The sequence below is a fragment of the Nitrospira sp. Nam80 genome (assembly GCF_965152575.1).
Window position 1 is genome coordinate 1,648,584 of the sequence record NZ_OZ224216.1, and the last position, 19,295, is coordinate 1,667,878.

The 19,295-nt window shown below is 58.0% G+C and carries 18 protein-coding genes; 7 read left to right on the forward strand and 11 right to left on the reverse strand.

Features of this window, described 5'->3' with window-relative positions; translation table 11 throughout:
- Positions 1-6: 6 nt before the first annotated feature.
- On the reverse strand, positions 7-1,854 hold the full coding sequence (locus tag ACWGXE_RS07690; protein ID WP_447602630.1) for a HEAT repeat domain-containing protein: 1,848 nt from the start codon (positions 1,852-1,854) through the stop codon (positions 7-9).
- Between the two features lie 140 nt (positions 1,855-1,994).
- Here ACWGXE_RS07690 and ACWGXE_RS07695 point away from each other — a divergent pair, with 140 nt between their 5' ends.
- Both ACWGXE_RS07695 and ACWGXE_RS07700 read left to right on the forward strand, forming a co-directional pair.
- Positions 1,995-2,633 carry a GDSL-type esterase/lipase family protein gene (locus tag ACWGXE_RS07695; RefSeq protein WP_447602631.1) on the forward strand — a complete coding sequence of 213 codons (639 nt, stop codon included), beginning with the start codon at positions 1,995-1,997 and terminating at the stop codon, positions 2,631-2,633.
- 19 nt (positions 2,634-2,652) lie between these two features.
- The gene (locus ACWGXE_RS07700; RefSeq protein WP_447602632.1) at positions 2,653-2,967 is read left to right on the forward strand and encodes a thioredoxin family protein; all 315 of its coding nucleotides are present in this window, start codon (positions 2,653-2,655) and stop codon (positions 2,965-2,967) included.
- A gap of 15 nt (positions 2,968-2,982) precedes the next feature.
- On the opposite strand, the gene zwf is transcribed toward ACWGXE_RS07700, so the two are convergent.
- The 6 genes from zwf to ACWGXE_RS07730 all read right to left on the reverse strand — a co-directional run bounded on the left by zwf (position 2,983) and on the right by ACWGXE_RS07730 (position 9,078).
- Complete coding sequence (zwf, locus tag ACWGXE_RS07705) at positions 2,983-4,527, reverse strand: glucose-6-phosphate dehydrogenase (protein ID WP_447602634.1); 1,545 nt, start codon at positions 4,525-4,527, stop codon at positions 2,983-2,985.
- Between the two features lie 31 nt (positions 4,528-4,558).
- Positions 4,559-5,452 carry a phosphogluconate dehydrogenase (NAD(+)-dependent, decarboxylating) gene (gene gnd / locus ACWGXE_RS07710; RefSeq protein WP_447602636.1) on the reverse strand — a complete coding sequence of 298 codons (894 nt, stop codon included), beginning with the start codon at positions 5,450-5,452 and terminating at the stop codon, positions 4,559-4,561.
- A gap of 246 nt (positions 5,453-5,698) precedes the next feature.
- Positions 5,699-6,508 carry a hypothetical protein gene (locus ACWGXE_RS07715; RefSeq protein WP_447602638.1) on the reverse strand — a complete coding sequence of 270 codons (810 nt, stop codon included), beginning with the start codon at positions 6,506-6,508 and terminating at the stop codon, positions 5,699-5,701.
- Between the two features lie 12 nt (positions 6,509-6,520).
- Positions 6,521-6,751, reverse strand: a complete 231-nt coding sequence (locus ACWGXE_RS07720) for a hypothetical protein (RefSeq protein WP_447602640.1) — start codon at positions 6,749-6,751, stop codon at positions 6,521-6,523.
- 45 nt (positions 6,752-6,796) lie between these two features.
- Entirely contained in the window at positions 6,797-7,804 is a 1,008-nt protein-coding gene (locus ACWGXE_RS07725) for a threonine aldolase family protein (protein WP_447602642.1), read from the reverse strand.
- A gap of 53 nt (positions 7,805-7,857) precedes the next feature.
- Entirely contained in the window at positions 7,858-9,078 is a 1,221-nt protein-coding gene (locus ACWGXE_RS07730; protein ID WP_447602643.1) for a hypothetical protein, read from the reverse strand.
- Positions 9,079-9,177: 99 nt separating this feature from the next.
- On the opposite strand from ACWGXE_RS07730, the gene ACWGXE_RS07735 reads away from it, so the two are divergent.
- From ACWGXE_RS07735 to ACWGXE_RS07745, 3 genes are all read left to right on the forward strand, one after another.
- The gene (locus ACWGXE_RS07735; protein WP_447602644.1) at positions 9,178-10,437 is read left to right on the forward strand and encodes an NTP/NDP exchange transporter; all 1,260 of its coding nucleotides are present in this window, start codon (positions 9,178-9,180) and stop codon (positions 10,435-10,437) included.
- Between the two features lie 137 nt (positions 10,438-10,574).
- Positions 10,575-11,939 (forward strand): glutamate-5-semialdehyde dehydrogenase, encoded by a 1,365-nt coding sequence (locus ACWGXE_RS07740; RefSeq protein WP_447602646.1) that lies wholly within the window; start codon positions 10,575-10,577, stop codon positions 11,937-11,939.
- 112 nt (positions 11,940-12,051) lie between these two features.
- Positions 12,052-13,284: a class I SAM-dependent methyltransferase gene (locus ACWGXE_RS07745; RefSeq protein WP_447602648.1), complete on the forward strand. Its 1,233-nt coding sequence runs from the start codon at positions 12,052-12,054 to the stop codon at positions 13,282-13,284.
- Between the two features lies 1 nt (position 13,285).
- Here ACWGXE_RS07745 and ACWGXE_RS07750 read toward each other — a convergent pair whose 3' ends face one another.
- Genes ACWGXE_RS07750 through ACWGXE_RS07765 form a run of 4 tightly spaced genes read right to left on the reverse strand, consistent with a single transcriptional unit; the run spans position 13,286 to position 17,338 of the window.
- Entirely contained in the window at positions 13,286-14,236 is a 951-nt protein-coding gene (locus tag ACWGXE_RS07750; RefSeq protein WP_447602649.1) for an efflux RND transporter periplasmic adaptor subunit, read from the reverse strand.
- A gap of 2 nt (positions 14,237-14,238) precedes the next feature.
- Positions 14,239-14,484 (reverse strand): hypothetical protein, encoded by a 246-nt coding sequence (locus ACWGXE_RS07755; RefSeq protein ID WP_447602651.1) that lies wholly within the window; start codon positions 14,482-14,484, stop codon positions 14,239-14,241.
- Between the two features lie 42 nt (positions 14,485-14,526).
- Positions 14,527-16,107: an efflux RND transporter permease subunit gene (locus ACWGXE_RS07760; RefSeq protein WP_447602653.1), complete on the reverse strand. Its 1,581-nt coding sequence runs from the start codon at positions 16,105-16,107 to the stop codon at positions 14,527-14,529.
- Positions 16,022-17,338: an efflux RND transporter permease subunit gene (locus tag ACWGXE_RS07765; RefSeq protein ID WP_447602654.1), complete on the reverse strand. Its 1,317-nt coding sequence runs from the start codon at positions 17,336-17,338 to the stop codon at positions 16,022-16,024. The genes ACWGXE_RS07760 and ACWGXE_RS07765 overlap by 86 nt, the downstream gene beginning before the upstream one ends.
- A 669-nt stretch (positions 17,339-18,007) precedes the next feature.
- On the opposite strand from ACWGXE_RS07765, the gene ACWGXE_RS07770 reads away from it, so the two are divergent.
- Positions 18,008-18,379 (forward strand): hypothetical protein, encoded by a 372-nt coding sequence (locus ACWGXE_RS07770; protein ID WP_447602656.1) that lies wholly within the window; start codon positions 18,008-18,010, stop codon positions 18,377-18,379.
- 18 nt (positions 18,380-18,397) lie between these two features.
- Positions 18,398-19,291 (forward strand): prohibitin family protein, encoded by an 894-nt coding sequence (locus tag ACWGXE_RS07775; RefSeq protein WP_447602657.1) that lies wholly within the window; start codon positions 18,398-18,400, stop codon positions 19,289-19,291.
- Positions 19,292-19,295: the final 4 nt, after the last annotated feature.

Consider the following 19,295-nt stretch of genomic DNA (forward strand, 5'->3'; position numbering starts at 1 on the left):
CGCTCCTTACAAGCTGGCGATCGAGGGAGATTTAAGCCGTTGTTGGCGGCTTGCTGCGGCCAGCGCGGTCGCGCAAGCCTGCCGGACCACCGCCGCGCCTTTTTTCTGCCCAAGTTCGAGTGCGGCGAGAGCGGAGGGAGAGGCAAGTTTGCCCAACGTTTCTATCGCCAGCAAGGCCAGTTCTTCCTTTTTCTTCCGGCCTGTCCATGACCACTCGGTGAGCAGATTCTGCCAAAAGGGAATCGCCTCGTCTCCGGCGGTCTGACGCATCGCTTGAAATACCGCTCGTTTTTCAGACGGAGACCGATCGTAAAACTCTTCCGCCGTGACGAACGGCGACCAGCACGAGAACGGGGCGGTATACTGGCCGCTGCTCAGCAATTTCATCGCCGTCAGGCGAACGGTTTCGTCCGGGTCGTTGAGCAGCGCGACCAGCTTGGCGCCGTTTCCCGTAGGTCGGAGATGCGCCAGCAACTTCAGCACATCCTTTCGCACGTGAGCGTCGGGATGCCGGAGCGCTTTCTCCACCGGATCGGCCAGTCGAGGATCGTTCCATTTACCGATCAGGGCCAAAAGATTTCGAACATAGGCCGGACGTTTATCGGCCAACCCACGCACGACGGGATCGGCATTGTCTTTCGCGACGGTGGTCAGCGCTTCAACGACGATGGATTGATGGGCAGGAGACTCGAGATTGGCCAGGAGCGAGCAGAGGGCGGGGACAATATCCCGTTTCATCGACAACAGGAGCGTGAGGAGTCCTTCCGTCCGAGGCTGCTGGGCCTTATTCAGATGGTGTTCGATCAGCTTGATGCGTTCGGGTTTTCCCAGCGCATCGAAGAGAGCCGCCACTTGCTGTTTATGGTCGGCAGACAAATCAGGGCGGACCGCCTCGGTGTCCTGGAGCATGGCCAGCACGTTCTCCAACACCGTCCATTGGCCGTCGCGAATCAGCTCTTCGACGACTCCTCCCCAGACGTCGAAGAGCTTCGTCAGAAGGACAGGCGACTTTTCTGAAGCCAGGATCGCCGTCAGGATATCGATGATGTACATGGTGCCGTCCCGACCGCACTCTTCGTTGATCTCGACCATGAGCGCGTTGCTTTCCTCCTGGGATACCTCGTACCCGACGACATTTGGTTGCAGAAGCCGCCTGGCGCCCTCTGTAGTCCCGTGAGACGAGGTGGATCCGCCGCCGGATGCTGAAGTACCGCCCAAGCTGGCGGCCGCGCCTTCCGAAGACCGTGTCCGTTCTCTATCAAGGATGTCCCTCAAGGTCGAAACGGATGCGTCCATGAGACCGGCATGCTGCAGTTCCAACGCATCCGTGCCATACCCGGATGAACGGACGATCTCTTCGGCGGTCACCACCGTGATGGTGTTCAGGTTTCGAGCCCAGAGCCTCGTGACAATGTCATCGTCATCGGCTTGCGCCGGATCGTTTGGATCCGTGCTTCCCCACAGCGCTTCCAGGAAGAAAGCCAGATCTTCGCGGCTCAGCCCTTCGCAAAAGGTGAGCTCCCGTATTCCGTCGGCGTACATCTTGAAAGCGATGCTGTCTCCGGTTGCCTCGCGGTCTTGCTGATAGACCACCTGTTCCTTGAAATGGAGCTCGGTTCGTTGGACTAGAAAAGCCAGCTTGGTATAGCCCTCCAGATGTTTGGAGAGGTCGTCGTAAAACTGGTCAAAAAACCGCTTGGCGACCGGGTTGCTGGCTCCATAAGTGCGGGCTGATTTGGCAGCCTTATCAAGGAGCCTCAGAAGCGATTTGACCGATACGACTTCCGGGTCGCTTCGTTCCGTTATCGATAGAGTGTGCGGGGCGGAAGGGTCGTCGGGCGTTCGATGATCCATACGTGCTAGTCCTATCCCCTGAACCGCCCTTCGTCAAGAAAATAGCCGCTCCTGACACGTCGCGGCACTCGTGGTTCGGCTGTCCCGATTGATCTGGATGTCATTGCAGCGGCGGCGGGCGATCGATACAATCCCTGGAGATGGATAGAACGAACGAAGTTCCGCTCATTCTGTGTTTCGGTGATAGCTTGACGGCCGGATACCAAACCCCGTCGCGCGACAATCCGAGCGGTCGGCAGACGCCCTATGGCCGGTTTTTGGAGGAACGGCTCGGAGGGCGCGCCCGGATAGAAGTGAGCGGTATCTGCGGCGAGGTCACGGGCGAAATGGTCCTGAGGTTCCGGTCCGATGTTCTACAGCGCCGGCCCGGCTATGTCATCATCCTCGGCGGGACGAATGATTTGGGATGGAATGCGTCGCCGCACGAGATCATCCGGAACCTCGTCAAAATGTACGAACTGGCACGCGCGGCCGGTATCGTGCCGGTTCCCGTGACGGTCCCCTCGCTGCGCGTTCCGGACGGCGCCGGTCATGAAGAGGTCGCCTCATGGCTGGCAGATCATCTTGCGAGACGGCAGGCGCTGAACGGACTCATCCAAGACTATGCCCGGTCGAAGCATCTGCGATCTGTTGATCTCTTTTCCACAACCTCGGATCCCGAGTCACTACAACTCTGTCCCGAATATTCCAATGACGGCCTTCATTTGAGCACTGAAGGTTATCGGCAATTCGCGATGCTGCTGTATGAGCAGATCTTTTCCGCCCTTCCCATCGTGTAAACGAGAAAGAGCGCCTTGAATGTTGCCCCAGGTCACCGACCGCAATTTTGACCGTCTGGTTGAAACGGCCACCGTTCCAGTGCTGGTTGAATTTTGGCAGCCCGGTTGCGGTCATTGCCGGGTTCTCATGGGGGAGCTGGAAGCCTTGCAGCGGGAATTAGAGGAAACAGTACTGATAGTGGCGATGAACGTGCAGGAGAATTTTCAAATTCCGGCCGAACTGGAAATTTCGAGCTTGCCGGCTCTGGCCCTTTACGAGAAAGGGGTGTTTCAGCGGTTTATCGGCGGGATCGGAAAGAAGGACGCGGTCCGAGCGCAACTTTCACTGTCGTAATCCCGCATATTCGAATCAGAGCACACGCCATGAGCGGCCGTCGTTTTGAATCATCCGATCCGCCTCGACCGGCCCCCATGTGCCGGCCGGATATTCGGGCAAGCGGCTCACCTGCTGCGCCTCCCATCCTTCCAAAATATTACAAATCCACGCCCAGGACGCTTCGACTGCATCCCGCCGCATGAAGCGGGAGGCATCCCCGATCATCACATCGAGCAGGAGACGTTCATACGCCTCGGGCGACGGGCGTCCAAAGACCTGGCTATACTGAAAATCCATTTCGACGGGATGGGTTTGAACCCGGGTCCCCGGAACACGAGAGACGATCCGGAATGATAGGCCTTCGTTGGGTTGGATGCGGAGCGCCAATACATTGGGCGGCAATGAATGACCGGGATCCGCGTTGAAAAGAACTTGAGGAGTGTCCTTGAACTGAACGGCGACCTCGCTGGCTCGTTTGGGAAGGGTCTTTCCGGTCCGCAGATAAAACGGGACGCCCGACCAGCGCCAGTTCTCGACAAAACATTTCACTGCGACATATGTTTCCGTGGTGGAACCGGGTTTCACGCCCTTTTCTTTCCGATAACCGGGTGCCGGTGCGCCCTGAACAGTTCCGTCCGCATACTGCGCGCGGATGGTGAAGCGCTCGACATCTGGTCCGACAATGGGCCGGAGGCAATGGAGCACCTCGATTTTGGCATCGCGGACGACGTCCGGATCCAATGAATGTGGCGGTTCCATCGCCACCAGGCACAGCAGCTGAAGAAGATGGTTCTGTACCATATCACGGAGCGCGCCGGCTTCCTCGTAATAGGCCGCGCGGGTGCCGAGTCCCTCCGCTTCACTGACCGTGATCTGCACGTGATCGATATACTTCCGGTTCCAGATAGGCTCGAAAATGCTGTTGGCGAATCGAACCACCATCAGATTCTGCACGGTCTCCTTTCCCAAATAGTGGTCGATCCGGAAGATCTGTGATTCATCGAAGACCCGGCCGGTCACCGCATTGATCTCTCGCGCCGATGCGAGGTCCCGTCCCACGGGCTTCTCAACGATGATGCGCGCATAGGGGGCGCCGGAATTGGAACGGGAAGCCAGCCCGGATTTGGCAAGCCCTTCACAAACCGAGGCGAAGGAGCTGGGCGGGATGCTGAGGTAAAAAATACGATTGCCGGAAAGCTGAAACTCGCGCTCGATCTTCTCCGCTCGTGCTTTCAACGCGGCATAGGTCTGTGCATCATCGTTGTCCCCGGACAAGTAGAATAAATGCTGCTCGAATTCATGCCATCTCGCTTGATCAAGAGGCCGGCGGGAATGCGACCGCACTCCCTCGCGCGTGACTTCCCGAAATTTATCATCCGTCATCTCTTTGCGGCCGAGGCCGATGACGGCATAGTTGGCCGGCAGAAGCCCGTCCAGCAGCAGGTTATAGAGGGCGGGAATCAATCGGCGTCGCGCCAAATCTCCCGATCCGCCGAAGATGACAAGTGTGCAGGACTGAACAGGAGTCGGAGCTTCAGGTTCGGGCAAAATCTCAATCGGGCGGGCCGGTGCACTCATGTCTAATCCTCATTGATGCGGTGACACATCATTAACGGCGGACGCTGTGCCCGCCGAACGCGTTACGCAACGCCGCCAGCATCTTCTCCGCAAACGACTGTTCCTGGCGCGAGCGGAAGCGGGTAAAAAGGGCGCTTGTCAACGTGGGAACTGGCACGTCCTTATCGATCGCATCCGCGATCATCCACCGTCCTTCGCCGGAGTCCTGCACATAGCCCTTGAGTTGGTCAAGGCGAGGATCCTCCTTCAGCGTGGCCGCCGTCAATTCCAAGAGCCAGGACCGAACGACGCTGCCGTGCATCCAGAGATCGGCGATCCGTGCAAGGTCCAACTTATACTCGCTCTTCGACATCAACTCAAATCCTTCCGCGTAGCCCTGCATCATGCTGTATTCAATTCCGTTATGCACCATCTTGACGTAATGGCCGGCCCCCGGTCCTCCCATATGAGCCCATCCTTGGGGCGGCGCCAGGGTCTGAAAAATCGAGGTCAGCCGTTTGACCGGTTCGGCTTCGCCGCCGACCATCAGACAATATCCCACGGACAATCCCCAGATTCCGCCGCTCGTGCCGACGTCGACATAGTGCAAGCCTTTCTTCCGGAGTTCGGCCGCCCGCCTGGTATCGTCATGAAAGCGCGTGTTGCCGCCGTCGATGACGATGTCTCCCGGTTGAAGGTGAGCGGCGATTGCCTGGACCGTCTCTTCGGTCGGTGCGCCGGAAGGCACCATGATCCACACGGCTCGGGGAGTGGAGAGTTTCGCGGCGACATCACCGAGCGAGGAAGCCCCAATGCAACCTTCTTTCTCGGCTTGCTTGGTCAACTCAGGCGCACGGTCATACACCACGACGCGATGTTGATCGCGGCGAAGCCGTGTCACCATATTCATGCCCATCTTGCCCAGCCCGATGAATCCGATTTCCATAGCCGATCCTTTCTTCAACACTCATGGTCAGCATTCATTCGTTCGATCTTCCCATCAAACTTGCTCGCATTTGAATTCGTGCGATACTCGGTCGCCTCGGATGCAATGAATGTATCGTCAGACAGCATACATACAGCTCATACGTTCGGTGACGGAGGAGTCGCGCATGCCATATGCCGGAAATTGGCGGACGCTCTGTGAAGTGATACGCTCCCCGGGTGTTTTATGCAAGGAAAGAGTGGGGGATCAGTCGATGCGAGCGGGCTGAGGAATGTCCTTGAAGAGCGCGCCTGCGAATTGGCGGCCGGCATCGAAGCGTTCTTCGAGCGTGCCGGCGGAAAGGAATCGGGCTGCCTTTTCTCCGAGGGCGGGATCACGCGAGGCCATGAAACGCAGCACATCGACCGGCGCGGTCAGCCAAAAACCGCGAAGCCGGAAAAATGCGGTCACGGATTCGTCAAAGAAAATCTGAAGCAGATACTGGGCCGTGGCCGGCTTATCGACCATGTCCTCCGCTTTTCCAAGCCAGTGGAGGCACTCCGCTTTCCATCGGATCTGTTCATTGATGGTCGGCGCCGGCGGACCCAGCCTGAAACGTTGCGCGGCCTTTTCAATCAGCTTGGCCGCGATTCCGTCATGGTCGTAAAGAATGCGGCCCTTTCGGAGGAGCGGCGGAAGACGCGGAGAATGGTCGATATCCTCACTGACGGCCGTATGTTCCCCGTATCTGATATCGATCACTCGCTCGCCGACGCGCACAATTTCATGGCCTTCCGCGGAGCCCTTGACCAATACAATAAGGTCGATGTCACTGTGTGCGGTGATTGCCCGCCGCGCTCCGGATCCGACGAGAATGACGGCAGCCAAATCACCGCCGCGTTTGCCTCGCACATGTCTCAATGCCTGCGCCAGCGCGCCGTCATATCCCGGCGGCATGACCGGCGCCGGCTGATCCGGCGGGGCCGGTACTGCTACGAGTTCCGCCTGGAGTTCCGCGGCAGAGGGAACGGCTCCCGGCGATTCTGGAGAGGAGGCGAGCATATCAGGATCCATCATTCGCGGTATCCATTAGGGGAGCGTGGTATCCTGTACGCGCCCGATTGTTTCACTCAAGGCGGCCAGCCATTCATCAAACGGCTGATCGGCTGCGACGACAATTTCCAATTTTCCGTTGGACAGCCTCCGGACCGTTCCCGAACCTTCGGGCGACAAAGGAATCTCGACCCATTCGCGGTTGAGCCCCAGCGAGTCGGTGAGTTCAAGAATTTGACTGATTTGCTTGAATGAGACGACTTGCACGGCCTGCTTCGCTCTTGTTGCCTGACAGGAACGCCTCGCGGCATTCTAAAGAGCGTCTCGAGGGCCTGTCAACGAAGCCGGTCCCGAGAGCACGCGGCTCAGAATCGTTCCCGCATGCCGGATGTCCGCTGATCCGACATCGAGATGAGTCACGGCGCGAAAGCGCGATCCCCCCACCGGGCTGACGAGAAGCCCCTCCTGTCTCAAGGCACCGGCGATGTCCGCGGAGGGGCGGCCGGCCTCCTTTACCTCGAAGAAGAGAATATTGGTTTCCACATCATCCGGATCGACCGACACGGAAGGAATGGCGTGAAGGATGCGCGCCAACTCCTTGGCATGGTCGTGATCGTCTTTCAACCGCTCTATGTGATGCGCCAACGCGTAGAGGCCGGCTGCGGCGAGGATGCCGGATTGCCGCATCGCCCCTCCGTACATGCGACGGAAGCGCCTGAGCCGCTCCAGCAAATCCGTATCGTCCGTGGCGATCAGCGAACCGGCCGGGGCGCCCAGTCCCTTGGACAGACAAAACGTCACGGTCTCAAAATGTCGGGCATATTCGTATGCCGGCACGCCGGTCGCCGCGACGGCATTAAAAAGCCGTGCACCGTCCAAGTGCATGGGGATGCCATGCCGATCCGCCACCGCCCGAATCTGTTCAATTGTGGAGAGCGGGTAAATCGAACCGCCGCCGCTGTTATGCGTGTTCTCCAGGCAAATCAATCCCGTGGGGATCATATAAGGATCTCGCGGTCTGATCGCCACCTCTACTTGTTCCGCCGTCATCAACCCCCGTCGGCCTGACACCCAATGAAGTTGGACGCCAGCCAGCGCCCCGGCGGCGCCCTGCTCGTACCGCACGATATGAGCGGAACCTTCGACAATGACTTCCTGACCCGGTTGAGTCAGAGCCCGGATCGCGAGTTGATTGCCCATGGTCCCGGATGGAACGAACAGGGCGCGGGCTTTTCCAAGCAGCGACGCCGCCTGTTCTTGAAGTCGATTGACGGTCGGGTCTTCGCCGTAGACGTCGTCCCCGACCTCGGCCCTGGCCATCGCCTCCCTCATCGGAGGAGTAGGCTTGGTAACGGTATCGCTGCGCAAATCGATCACGCCGGTTTTATCTCCACGCGAAATGATTGCCGAGACAGAACGGGATAGAGCGAAAAGATCGGGGTGTTGAACGGAATGACTGCCGATTCCCGACCGGGTAGCAGGCCGAGATGTAGATTGACGAAGTTATAACTGAGTCCTTCCTGCCAGGGCTCTCTGGTGGACGCCGCGTAAGCCTCCACACGATCGGATGCGTAGGATCGCGTCATAAGCCCGCAGGCCCCTTGCAGCCCGTAATCGTTCAGGTCGGGCGCGCCCTGAATGAGCAGGGAAATACGCGACGCATCGAACCAGACTTTGAACTTGCAGCTGACTTGGACGAAGGGGCCCAGCGTTCCCACCATGTTCAAGACCGAAAGGGGGTAGGCAAATTCCGGCGGCACGTCTTCCGGCTGGTCAGGAACCGTATATCGGAAGTCCGGCTCCTTCAAGCCGGACGCCGACACGAACAGCAGGTTAATGTCGTCCAGCGGAATGTCCAGCATCTGTCCATCATGGTAGCCGCATAGCTTTCCCATCTCATACCGCAATGGATAGGAATAGCCCATCTTGGCATAAAAGATCCGCACCCCCGCTTCCAATGGATCGTCTGGAGTGCGGCTGATCTTCAAATCGAATGGAAACAGGAGATGGAATGCATTGGTCCGGGCAGCCATGAATGGAGCGCACGCGCCCGGGAATTCTTTTTGGATGGCCGGATTGTCCGGGTCGAATGCTTTGGGCGTCCCGCCGAAATGCTGGGCCGTCTTGGACTGAGACGGCATGCGATATTTGTCTTGGTAGTAAGCCGCGGCACGTCTCTGAGCCAGGTCCAGAAAATACTCCGGCGCATCGGTCTCGACAATCAAATGCTGCACGGCCTTGTCGTGGTCCCGCGGGACCCGCATCGCTTGGTTGTAAATCTCCAATTCCGCCTGCGTCTTCTGAATATCCTGGTGCAGCTGGCGCGCAAGCCCCGGGTCCCAGAATCTGGTTCGCGGAAGCAGCGCTTCGGCTTTCTGCAGACATTCGAGTTTGTGCGTATATCGCTTTGGTTCGGGGGCAAAGACGTCGGCCAGCGCGGTATACAGCGTAAACTGCTCCTCGGCCGTCAGCCCTGCGTCCTGAAACCCCGGGTCCCGCACAAAGGCCAGCGCCAGAGGGCCGAAGGCTTCTTCCCGCCTGATGGCTAAGGTCAGCAAGTAATTGTATTGGGTTCTGGCGTCATCGATCGTCATGAGCGCGTGTCTCCGTGGAAGCGGCATTCTATCAAACAAATTTTTCTCGTGCAGGTGAAAGTTGCCTGCTACACTCCGCCGCCGGGAGAAGATTGATCGATGAAGGCGCGACTGACCGCATGGCTGAAAATCCAAGAGGATGAAGTGGTGCCGTTGGTCTGGTCGTTTTTCTATTTTTTCTGTCTGTTATGCGGGTATTACATACTTCGTCCGGTCCGGGATGAAATGGCGATCGAGGGCGGAGTCCGGCATCTGCCATGGATGATGACCGCGACCTTTCTCGTGCTGCTGGCCGCTACGCCGGTCTTCGGCTGGCTGTCGTCTCGATTCTCGCGCCGTCAGTTCTTGCCGGCCGTGTACCTATTCTTTGCTTCGAATCTGTTGGTCTTCTACGTCCTGATGAGAAGCCATGTCTACCCGGACTGGGTCGCCCGTGCATTTTTCGTGTGGCTGTCCGTCTTCAATCTGTTCGTCGTGTCCGTGTTCTGGAGTTTCATGGTCGATCTATTTTCCGAGGATCAGGGCAAGCGCCTGTTCGGCATGATTGCGGCCGGCGGCAGCGCGGGCGCTCTGCTTGGGCCTTCGGTGACCGCGGTCTCGACATACTTGTTCCCAATCGCCAATCTCATGGCGGTCTCCGCGCTCTTGCTGCTCGTCTGCGTGCTTTGCATTCGGCGACTCGATGCGTGGTCCAAAGCGCGTGGCTCGTCGGCCCGCCGAGCCGTGGACGAACCCATCGGCGGCGGACTTCTCAACGGCATCAGGCTGGTGTTTTCTTCGGCTTATCTTGGAGGCATCGCCGGCTATATTCTCTTGCTCACGATGACCGCCACGTTTCTCTACCTGGAGCAAGCTCAGGTGGTGGGTCAACTGATTACGTCGCCGTTGGAACGTACCCGACTCTACGCCGGCGTAGATCTGGCGGTGAGTTCCCTGACATTCCTGACGCAGATCTTTGTCACAGCCCGCGTCCCGCTGACGGCGGCGCTTGCCTTACTGCCCGCTGCGAGTCTGGCGGGATTTTTTCTATTGGGTCTGTATCAAACCATCCCGCTCTTTGTGGCGTTCATCGTCATCCGCCGGGTATCCGAATATGCACTGGCAAAACCGGCCCGGGAAGTCCTGTTCACCGTCGTGAGCCGGGAGGAAAAGTATAAAGCCAAAAATTTTATCGATACGGCCATTTCGAGAGGCGGCGATGCGACGACCGGATGGTTGGTGACCGGCGTGAAAGCGCTCGGGGCCACGATCACGGTCATGGCCTGGGCGATGATTCCTCTCATGCTTGGGTGGTGCTGGCTGAGTTATGTCCTGACGCAACAAGAAAAGAGAAGGCGAGCCCGGTTATTTACTCGTTGAAAAACCGCGTGCTATAGTCCAACTCGTAAGGAGTATTTCATTGCATGAGTGACGATTGCACACCGTTGAAGCACTCCTTTGAATTGATGCACTGATGCAATGGTTCAATGTGTAAATGAACAATGAGGCTGGCGCCCATGCCTGAAGTTCCGGTTAAGATTTATATCGATAAGCTATTGAAAAAATCGAGAGAATGTACCAAGGCTCTCTCATTGCTACCCGGGCCGATAAAGGCCAAGGCCCTTCATATGATGGCCGACCGCATGGCTCAAGATGAAGAGGCAATATTGGCAGCGAATGAGGACGATGTCGAAGCCGTGGGGAAGTCGTTGGCCGGGGAAACGAATCGGGAGCGGGTTCGCGAAGCAGTGGGGCGAGTCAGGATGAACGCCGACGACGTCAAAGTCATGGTGGACCGCCTCCGGCTGATCGCAGACTTGCCGGATCCACTGGAAGAAGTGAGGGATCGCCGGGATGAACCGAACGGCCTTCAAGTCAATGTCGTCCGGGTGCCGCTGGGAGTGATCGGTGTGATCTCGGAAATGAAGCCGCTCACAACGGCGGAATCCATCGCGCTCTGCCTCAAATCAGGGAATGTCTGTGTGTTCCGCGGCGCACCGGAATGGAGCAAAACTCACCATGTGCTTGCCGCCGGTTTCTCTGAGTCCGCTGAACAGGCCGGCATCCCGCCGGGCGCGTTCACCATTCTCGAACGCCCGGAGAAGGAAGCGGCGCTCGAGTTGATCCGGTCGGGGAAGGCACTGGACGGAATCATTCCTCGCGGTGGGCCCGGCCTCCGGCGCGCGGTGCTGGATCAGGCAAAGATGCCGATTCTGTGTCATGACACGGGCATCACGCATATCTACATCGATGAGGACGCGGATATTCCAATGGCGCAGAACATCGTCATCAATTCCAAAGCCCAGCTGCCGGGAGCCCCCAATTCCGTCGATACGCTGCTGGTGCAGCAGGCGATTGCGCGTCCGCTCTTGTCCGCCCTCATTCTCCGATTGCTCGATGAATTCAAGGTTGAAGTTTTGGGCTGTCCCAAGACCGTCGCCCTGATGGGGCAAATGTCGATGAGTGGACACAAATCCGTGCGGCCTGCGACGGATGAGGACTGGTCGAAGCAATTCCAGGCGGCGACGCTGGTGGTAAAGATGGTGGCAAACATGGATGACGCGCTGGCTCATATCGCCGTCTATGGACCGAGCCATACCTGCGCGATCGTGACAAAGTCTTACGATTCGGCCTTGCGCTTCACCAAAGAAGTGGATGCGGGCGGTGTGTTGGTGAACGCGTCGACTCGGCTCAATGCCGGCGATTCGCTGGGCTTGGGTGGGGACATCGGGATGAGCACATCCCGTGTATATGCGCGCGGGCCGATCGGACCGCAACATCTGACGTGTGAAAAATATGTCGTCTTTGGAACCGGCCAGCTTCGCCAGCCTCATCCGGTTCCTTTGACGTACGAAGATGCCATCATGCTGAAACGCTACTGACCCTTGGGAGAGCGCACGTTCCCGGGCAGCCGGCTGCGAAGCAGCCGGGGGATGCGGCGGGTGAAAAAGGTGCGTGGGGCGGGCGGGTGACAACGAGTTGTGATAAGACTTCTTGAGATCACCACCAAATCACCAATTCTTCCTTTTGACAACGACGACCAATCCCAACCAAACCGAGCAGCCCGGTCTAGCAGCCCACCTCGCAGAATGGGGACTGCGACACTTCACCTCGGATACGGCCTACTTTGCCTGGCAGCGACAGACGGTGTCGCCGGCGGATCTCAATCGCCTCCATGCCTGCATCACAAGAAAGCAGGCCCCTGATGCGGGGCCGGATGAAGAAACCGCGTTTTACGATGCGGCGGCTGAACCGTCTCTGATTCCAGCCCTCTATAGCCAACGGTACGAATATTACCTCGCCGTCGCTCCTCGTGTGGCGGCCCATATCGCTCCGGCGCGTGCGGTTCTTGATTTCGGCTGCGGCATCGGCATTCTGACCACCTATTTCGCACGACAGTATCCCGATGTTCGATTTGTGGGGGTGGATCGGTCCTCCGCTTCGATCCACTATGCCCGTCGCCGGGCAGGCGAGTTTCATTTGAGCAATGTCGAATTTCACACGATCGATTTTGATCGTGAGGCCGTTGCCGGATTCTATGACCTAGTGGTCGCGACTCACGCATTGCTGCAGGCGGAACGGGATCCAGGGATTCCGAGCGATCGGTGGGATACGTTTACGCGAGGGCGCGATGGCGCCCGACAAACCACGTTCGAAACGCGGACCGGATTGGCGCCCAGGCTGGACCGCGTCGTATCGGTGTTGGGGCGCGAAGGCCGTATGATTGTTTTCGAGAAAGCCAGACTCCATGCGAGGCGGGTCCCGTTTCAACGAGCGTTGGCGGCCAGAGGGCTTTGTCTCTTAGAAGCGCCTCAGCCTATTCGCTATGCCTTGGTCGAAGAGGTAACGGAAGACGGGCCGTTCTATGTCTTGGGACGAGGAGCGCAGACGGCCGGTCGTGAATGGAGTGAACTACCGGAAGAAGAGGGCGCCGTGGTCGATTTTAACTCGTTGAGGCGGCGGACCGGCATTGGAGACGAACCGCTGTATGAGAACCATGCGGCCTCCGCGCAGTCTGTATGGCAATCATTGGCGGCCCGTCAGGTGGTGAAAGAGTTTACGAGAGAAGGGCCGGACGGGCGGCAACTCCATGCGGAGCTTGGAAAGGCTGAGGGACTGCTCTATCTTTACGCGGCCAATACGTTCGATCAGCGACAGATTCTCTTTATCGAGCAGGCGCGAGCGAGGCTGTTGGAAACTTACTATGCGGACATTGAGAAGGGATGAATCATAATTTTTGCCGGGCCGGCTTTCCGGCCGGCAGGTTGTAGGGACTCGCCTTCACAAGCTCACCTTCGTTGAGCCCGCCTTTGCCGACGACGACGACATCTTCATTGCCGGTCAGACCGTTGAGGATTTCCACCCATACGCCGTCGTCTATGCCGGTCTTGATCGGTACGGATTTGATTCGATCATGAGCGACGATGAAGACCGACTTCGCCTGTGTGCCCTGCTCGGGAACAATGGCTGCCGGGGCAATCACCAGCGCATTCGGATGATGTTGAAGCCGGAGCGTGACATCCGCAAACATTCCGGGTTGGAGCACGCGTTCCTTGTTGGGAAGATCGATCTCGACGAGCAAGGTTCTGGTTGACGGATCCAACGCCTCCGTCGTTCGGGAAATGACCCCTTCAAAGCGGTGGTCGGGCAGTTCCCGCACGGTCAGTGTCGCCGGGATATCGGGTTTCGCGAGAAAGGCGGCTTCCTGCGGTACGTTGACATAGACCCGGACTGTCTCCATGTCCATGATCGTAAACAGCGGCGCCGCTTGTGTCACGGAACCGGTGGCAGCCTGGATCAAGGCGCCCGGATCGGCGAAGCGAGCGGTGATGGTTCCGTTGAATGGGGCGTAGACCTTGGTGTAGTCCAATAAAGTCTTCCGGCTGTCGCGAAGATGTTTCGCCGACAGGGCCGCGGCTTTGGCGACATCTACGTCTTGTTTGGCGATGATGTCATGGTTTTCCTCCCACACGCTGAGATAGCGCTCATAGGTCACACGCTTGATGTCGTAATCAGCTTGCGCCTGATGAAATTGATCCGCGATCTCCGGGGCGTCAATCACGGCCAGCAATTCTCCCTTCTTGACGATGTCCCCTTTGTCGAATCCGATCCATTTCAGATATCCGGACACCTTGCCGTAGAGCGTCGCCTGATACCAGGGTGAAATATTGGCGGGCAAGGTCAGGTGTGTGTGATGTCGCGGCGTTGCGGTTTCATGACTTGGACGGATCGCACGGCCGATTGCTCGCCGAGCTTGTCTTCACTGAGCGGCGGCGAAGAGGACGTCGGTTCGCGACCGAGGAAGAACACGAGGTCCAGAATGACCAGGAACAAGACACCCGCCCCCAACAACATAAGCGTCAGCCTCCCGCTTCGCCGGTGAGAAGCCGACACCAGGGGATCGTTCGTCGCCGGCGAAGCAGGCATAGTTCTCCTACGTTGAATGGCATAGAGGGCAACCCCATCATATCAAGTTCCTTTTGCTTCCGGCGCCCAAATATGGGGCGATCGGCCACGGCGAAGCGTTGCATGCAGCACGGGAATAAACAGCAAGGTCATGACGGTGGAAACCCCTAATCCGCCGATCACAGCGCGAGCGAGCGGCATATTGGCCTCGCTTCCTTCCCCGAGCCCCAGCGCCATCGGAGCGAGGCCGATGATGGTCGCCAGGGACGTCATGAGAATCGGCCGAATGCGCAGTCGGCCCGCTTCGACGACGGCCTCTTCCAGCGGCATGCCCTCTTGCAGCCGATTATTGGCGAAATCCACGAGCAGGACGCTGTTGGAGACGACGATTCCGATCATCATCAGCGTGCCGATGAGCGATTCGACGTTGACGGAGGTGCCGGTCGCCAGGAGCATCCAGATAACCCCGATGAAACCGAGCGGCACCGCAAACATGATGACGAATGGGTCCATCCAGGACCGGAATAATCCCACCATCACCAGATAGATCAAGACCATGGCGAGCGGCAGCGTCCCGGCGAACCCTTTCATGGCCGCGCGCATGCTGTCCACTTCGCCTTTCAAGGTGACTTTGACGTCCTCGGGGATGGCCAGACCTCCCACGGCTCCTTCCACCGCTCCGGCGACATGTCCCAGATCGTTTCCCGGGACGCTGACGAGAACATCCATAGTCCGCTGGAGATTGTGATGGTCCACGACTTCCGGCCCCGTACGGCGCGTGACATCGACGAGATCGCGCAACACGATCGGCGTCCCCCCGTTCCTCGTGACGCCCGGCAGACGGGGCCGCTCAGGGAACGGTGTCTGCGAAAGAACTAGAGAGCTTCCCCTCAAGAGATTCCCACCGATACTCGCGGTCGCCGGATGTTCCACCTGAGTTCCGATCAGCGGCAGATTCAGGAAGTCGTCAAATTCCACCAGCAATTGCTCCGGAAACTGTGTGACGACAAAATAAGCATTGTTCGTGCGGGGATCGATCCAATAACCCGGATTCAGTGTGACGTTGGAGGCGAGTCCAGTGATCAAATCCGTGACGACCTGCCGGACGTTCAGCCCGACATAGGCGGCCTTGGCGCGGTTGATATCGAGATGAATCTCCGGGTAATCCATGCCTTGCCGGACCTGCACATCCGCCGTTCCTGGGATCACGGCCACCGCTTCCCGGATGCGATCCGCCGTCTCCGCCAACTCGGCCAATGTCGGCCCGCTCACTTTGATATCGATCGGCGCGGGCAATCCTGCATTGATGACATCGCTCACAATACCGCCCGTCTGGAAACTGAACTTCAGGCCGGGCAATTCCTGATAAAGGGATCCTCGTAATCGCGCGATGATGTCATCCGTTCTGCTCCGATGCTCTCGCGTCAAGCTCACGAGCACAAAAGCTTGGTGAGGATCGTTGACCGGCGAGTACAGGACCATCCATCGCTGCGGGAGTCCGATATTGGAGACAATCTGATCGAGTTCATGCTCCGGGATCTGCCGGCGGATCAGATCTTCAATCTTTGCGACAATGGCCTCCGTCTTTTCGATTCTGGTTCCTTCCGGCGCCGACACATTCAAGATGAAGGAACCAGCGTCCACTTTGGGGAAAAATTCGGTTGCTAGGAGCGGGGCCATGAGCAATGACCCGGCAAACACGGCGCAACGCCAAGCCGCCCAATGTCATGATGTTGACTGAATGGCCGGTAAAGTAGAGGCCGATGAAGGCGGCGGTCACCGACAGCGGAATAGCCATGGCGATCACGATCGTCGAGCGGAGGCTCCCCAGGAACAGCAGGACCATGAGACACGCGAGGCCGCCTCCAAGGAGTCCTTCGTGCTCGAGGGTTTGAATGGCCTGGCGAATGTAGAGTGATTGATCGAACAGCAGTTTGACCGTGAGATCGCGGGGGATCCCGACCAAATTGGGAAGCGCGTTCTTGACGCCGTCGATGACCTGAATGGTATTGGCCGCGGCCTGCTTGAGAATCGGCAGGTAGACGGCGCGATGGCCGTTGATGCGAACGACATTGACCTGCACCATGGTGGAATCCACGGCTTTGCCAACGTCTCGGAGAAAAACCGGAACCCCGTTGACCAGCTTGATCGGGATGTCGTTCATTTGTTCGACGACTTTGATCATGCTGTTGGTATAGATGTTGTAATCAAAATCACCGATCTTGACGCCCCCGGCGGGAAGCAAGAGGCTCTGCGCGTTGACCGAATTGACGATGTCGTGCGTGGAAATGCCTCGCGCCAACATGAGGGCCGGATCCAAGAACACCGTGATTTGACGGACGGTCCCGCCAAATGTGGTCGGAAAGGCGATTCCCGGCACTCCTCCCAATTGAGGCCGCACATTGAAATAGGCCAGATCACGGACTTCCTTTTCCGACATGGCGGCGCTGCTCGTGGTTTGAACGGCAATCGGCAGGCTTGCCGCCCCGAACTTGATGATGATCGGCGGAAACACACCCTGGGGGAGATAGCGGAGATTCGAATAGGTGAGGCTCGTGATCTCGGCCACCGCGGCATTTACATCATAAGACGAATGAAAATAAATCCTGATGAGGCTGGCGCCGGGAAGGGATCGCGATTCGATGTGTTCGATGTAAGAGGCCTGTAAAAAGGCCTGTTCCAGACGAAGCGTGATGGCCCCTTCGATTTCCGATGGCCCCATGCCCTTGTAGAAGGTGGCCACCGCTACGACCGGCATGTTGATCTCCGGGAAGATGTCCACCACCATCTTCTGGTAGGACACGATTCCGAGGATGACGATGATGAGGCTGATGGCGACGACGGCGAAGGGGTTTTTCAGGGCCGCCCGGACCATGAGGCCGCCTTTCTGCTGTGGAATAGTCGGAGCGGTCGCCTGACGGTTGAAGAGTCGGTCCTGAGAGATTCGAAAGGAGACTCAATTGCGGGTGGAAACCATGAACGAGCGGCAAACCAGTGTGTCATCGTGATGAGCGCCTCATCAACCATCAAAGCCCGAGTGTAAACAATCGATTCACTGATTGAAAGAGTTCCGTCGATCTCACCACGCCCTCACACTGCGCGGTTGCGCACTGGCCGCACTGTGCGAACTCGACCCGGCGTGATGGCCGATCGTCTCTTGTGTCCATGGTTGAAACAACGTCATTCGGAACAAGGCGAGATCATGATGCATTGGGTTGCGGGTCCATCGGAGAGGAATTCAACATGCTCGGACCGACAATTGCTCTTCACAGCCTAGCAGGCTGTTGAAAAACGAATCTTGCACCATGGCAAATTGCTCACTCGGATGTTTCAAGGTAAATAAGAGTACCACCAGGATGTTCTAAAAGGCCTTCCAGCGAGGCGCAGCCAGCGAAGAGGTGAGGCGCACTCTTTTCTGTACATTGAACTTCTGCGCGCCGAGAACAAAGCTGGAGGGCTTCTTCAACATCCTGCTAATCCCCGTACCCGGTTGAGACACAGGCCCGGAAAGGCCGGGACCGGTGTGGTGTGTGGAGATCCATTCATGTTCCAGGCTCCGCTACGGCTGATCGTTGCGCTCATGACTTCTATGCTTCACATTCAGGGGTGCAGCGCCTCTCCCAAACTTCTGGACTTTCACTCGACTGAAACGACCGCCGACCGGCGCGCCCTCAGCGAATTCTATAGAAAAGAAGCCATCATGTTTCGACAGAAGGCGGATGAAATGGCGGAGCGCGCCACGGCGTATCGTCCATTGTTCGGTGACGAATCGGACTGGGTCGCCGGCGCTCGTCTGCTCGGCGAATACTATCGGCAGGAAGCAGAGGACCGGCAACGCCTCGCCGACGAGTATAGTGCGCCTTCCGGGAGCGTCCTCTCCGCGCCGGCTCGGACCGAAAGCACATTTCCGAAATAGTCTTACAGGGAGGCTGCCATGCGTCAACGACCGACAGCGATCGTTCCCTTCCTCTTGTTCGTTCTGCCGCTTTTGACTGCGGCTTGCGCGGGCACCAGTGTGCAGCCGGGACAGCGCGGATTGTTCTGGCATCCGTTCACCGAAGGCTTGTCTTCGGAGCCTCTGCAGGCCGGATTTTATTGGAGAGCCCCGTGGAACGATGTCTATGTATACGATGTCCGATGGCAAAGCTATACCGAGACCGTCGATGCGTTGAGCTCGGACGATCTTTTGGTGAAGCTGCGGACCGCCGTCATCATGCGACCGATCCCGGGAGAAGTCTATTTCCTGGCGCAAGAGATCGGAGCGGATTTTTACCCGCGCGTGGTCAAGCCTGAACTCTTGGCCGCCGTCCGCAGTGTTGTCTCCGGCTATGCGATGGTCACGGTGCCGGAAAAAAGCACCGAGATCGCCAGCAAGGTCCAGGCGGTCGTGGTGGAAAAACTGAAGGGCCGGCATCTCGAGATCGCGAGCGTCGCGCTGGCTGAAATTGAGCTGGCGAAGATTGTTTTGGAAGCGGTCGAGCGGAAACAGGCGAAAGAGCAAGAAAAGGAACAAAAAGAATTTGAGTTGACCATCGCGGAGAAAGATGCCGAAATCGCGCGTCGCCGCGCGCGGGGTGAAGGCGACGCGATTCGCATCCGGTCGGAAGGTGAAGCCGAAGGGATGCGCATCAGAGCAGCCGGTCAAGCGAAGGCTCAAGAAACGATCGCCAAGACCATCACCCCGGCCTATCTTCAATTCAAACTGTATGACAGCCAGAACTCCAAGTTTGTGCTGCTTCCAGACAAACTAAGCATGCCCTTACTTCTGAATCCCGGCAGTATGGATCCACCGCGAAGGTTGCCTTCCGAGGAACTGGAACCACGATAAGCGC

What these genes read in the sequence shown, in the direction of transcription:
- gnd (WP_447602636.1), bottom strand. Translation starts at nt 5,452, where the DNA reads ATGGAAATCGGATTCATCGGGCTGGGCAAGATGGGCATGAATATGGTG.
- ACWGXE_RS07740 (WP_447602646.1), top strand. Translation starts at nt 10,575, where the DNA reads ATGCCTGAAGTTCCGGTTAAGATTTATATCGATAAGCTATTGAAAAAA.
- ACWGXE_RS07770 (WP_447602656.1), top strand. Translation starts at nt 18,008, where the DNA reads ATGTTCCAGGCTCCGCTACGGCTGATCGTTGCGCTCATGACTTCTATG.
- zwf (WP_447602634.1), bottom strand. Translation starts at nt 4,527, where the DNA reads ATGAGTGCACCGGCCCGCCCGATTGAGATTTTGCCCGAACCTGAAGCT.
- ACWGXE_RS07765 (WP_447602654.1), bottom strand. Translation starts at nt 17,338, where the DNA reads ATGGTCCGGGCGGCCCTGAAAAACCCCTTCGCCGTCGTCGCCATCAGC.
- ACWGXE_RS07695 (WP_447602631.1), top strand. Translation starts at nt 1,995, where the DNA reads ATGGATAGAACGAACGAAGTTCCGCTCATTCTGTGTTTCGGTGATAGC.
- ACWGXE_RS07730 (WP_447602643.1), bottom strand. Translation starts at nt 9,078, where the DNA reads ATGACGATCGATGACGCCAGAACCCAATACAATTACTTGCTGACCTTA.
- ACWGXE_RS07775 (WP_447602657.1), top strand. Translation starts at nt 18,398, where the DNA reads ATGCGTCAACGACCGACAGCGATCGTTCCCTTCCTCTTGTTCGTTCTG.
- ACWGXE_RS07755 (WP_447602651.1), bottom strand. Translation starts at nt 14,484, where the DNA reads ATGCCTGCTTCGCCGGCGACGAACGATCCCCTGGTGTCGGCTTCTCAC.
- ACWGXE_RS07715 (WP_447602638.1), bottom strand. Translation starts at nt 6,508, where the DNA reads ATGATGGATCCTGATATGCTCGCCTCCTCTCCAGAATCGCCGGGAGCC.
- ACWGXE_RS07725 (WP_447602642.1), bottom strand. Translation starts at nt 7,804, where the DNA reads ATGGCCAGGGCCGAGGTCGGGGACGACGTCTACGGCGAAGACCCGACC.
- ACWGXE_RS07690 (WP_447602630.1), bottom strand. Translation starts at nt 1,854, where the DNA reads ATGGATCATCGAACGCCCGACGACCCTTCCGCCCCGCACACTCTATCG.
- ACWGXE_RS07700 (WP_447602632.1), top strand. Translation starts at nt 2,653, where the DNA reads ATGTTGCCCCAGGTCACCGACCGCAATTTTGACCGTCTGGTTGAAACG.
- ACWGXE_RS07735 (WP_447602644.1), top strand. Translation starts at nt 9,178, where the DNA reads ATGAAGGCGCGACTGACCGCATGGCTGAAAATCCAAGAGGATGAAGTG.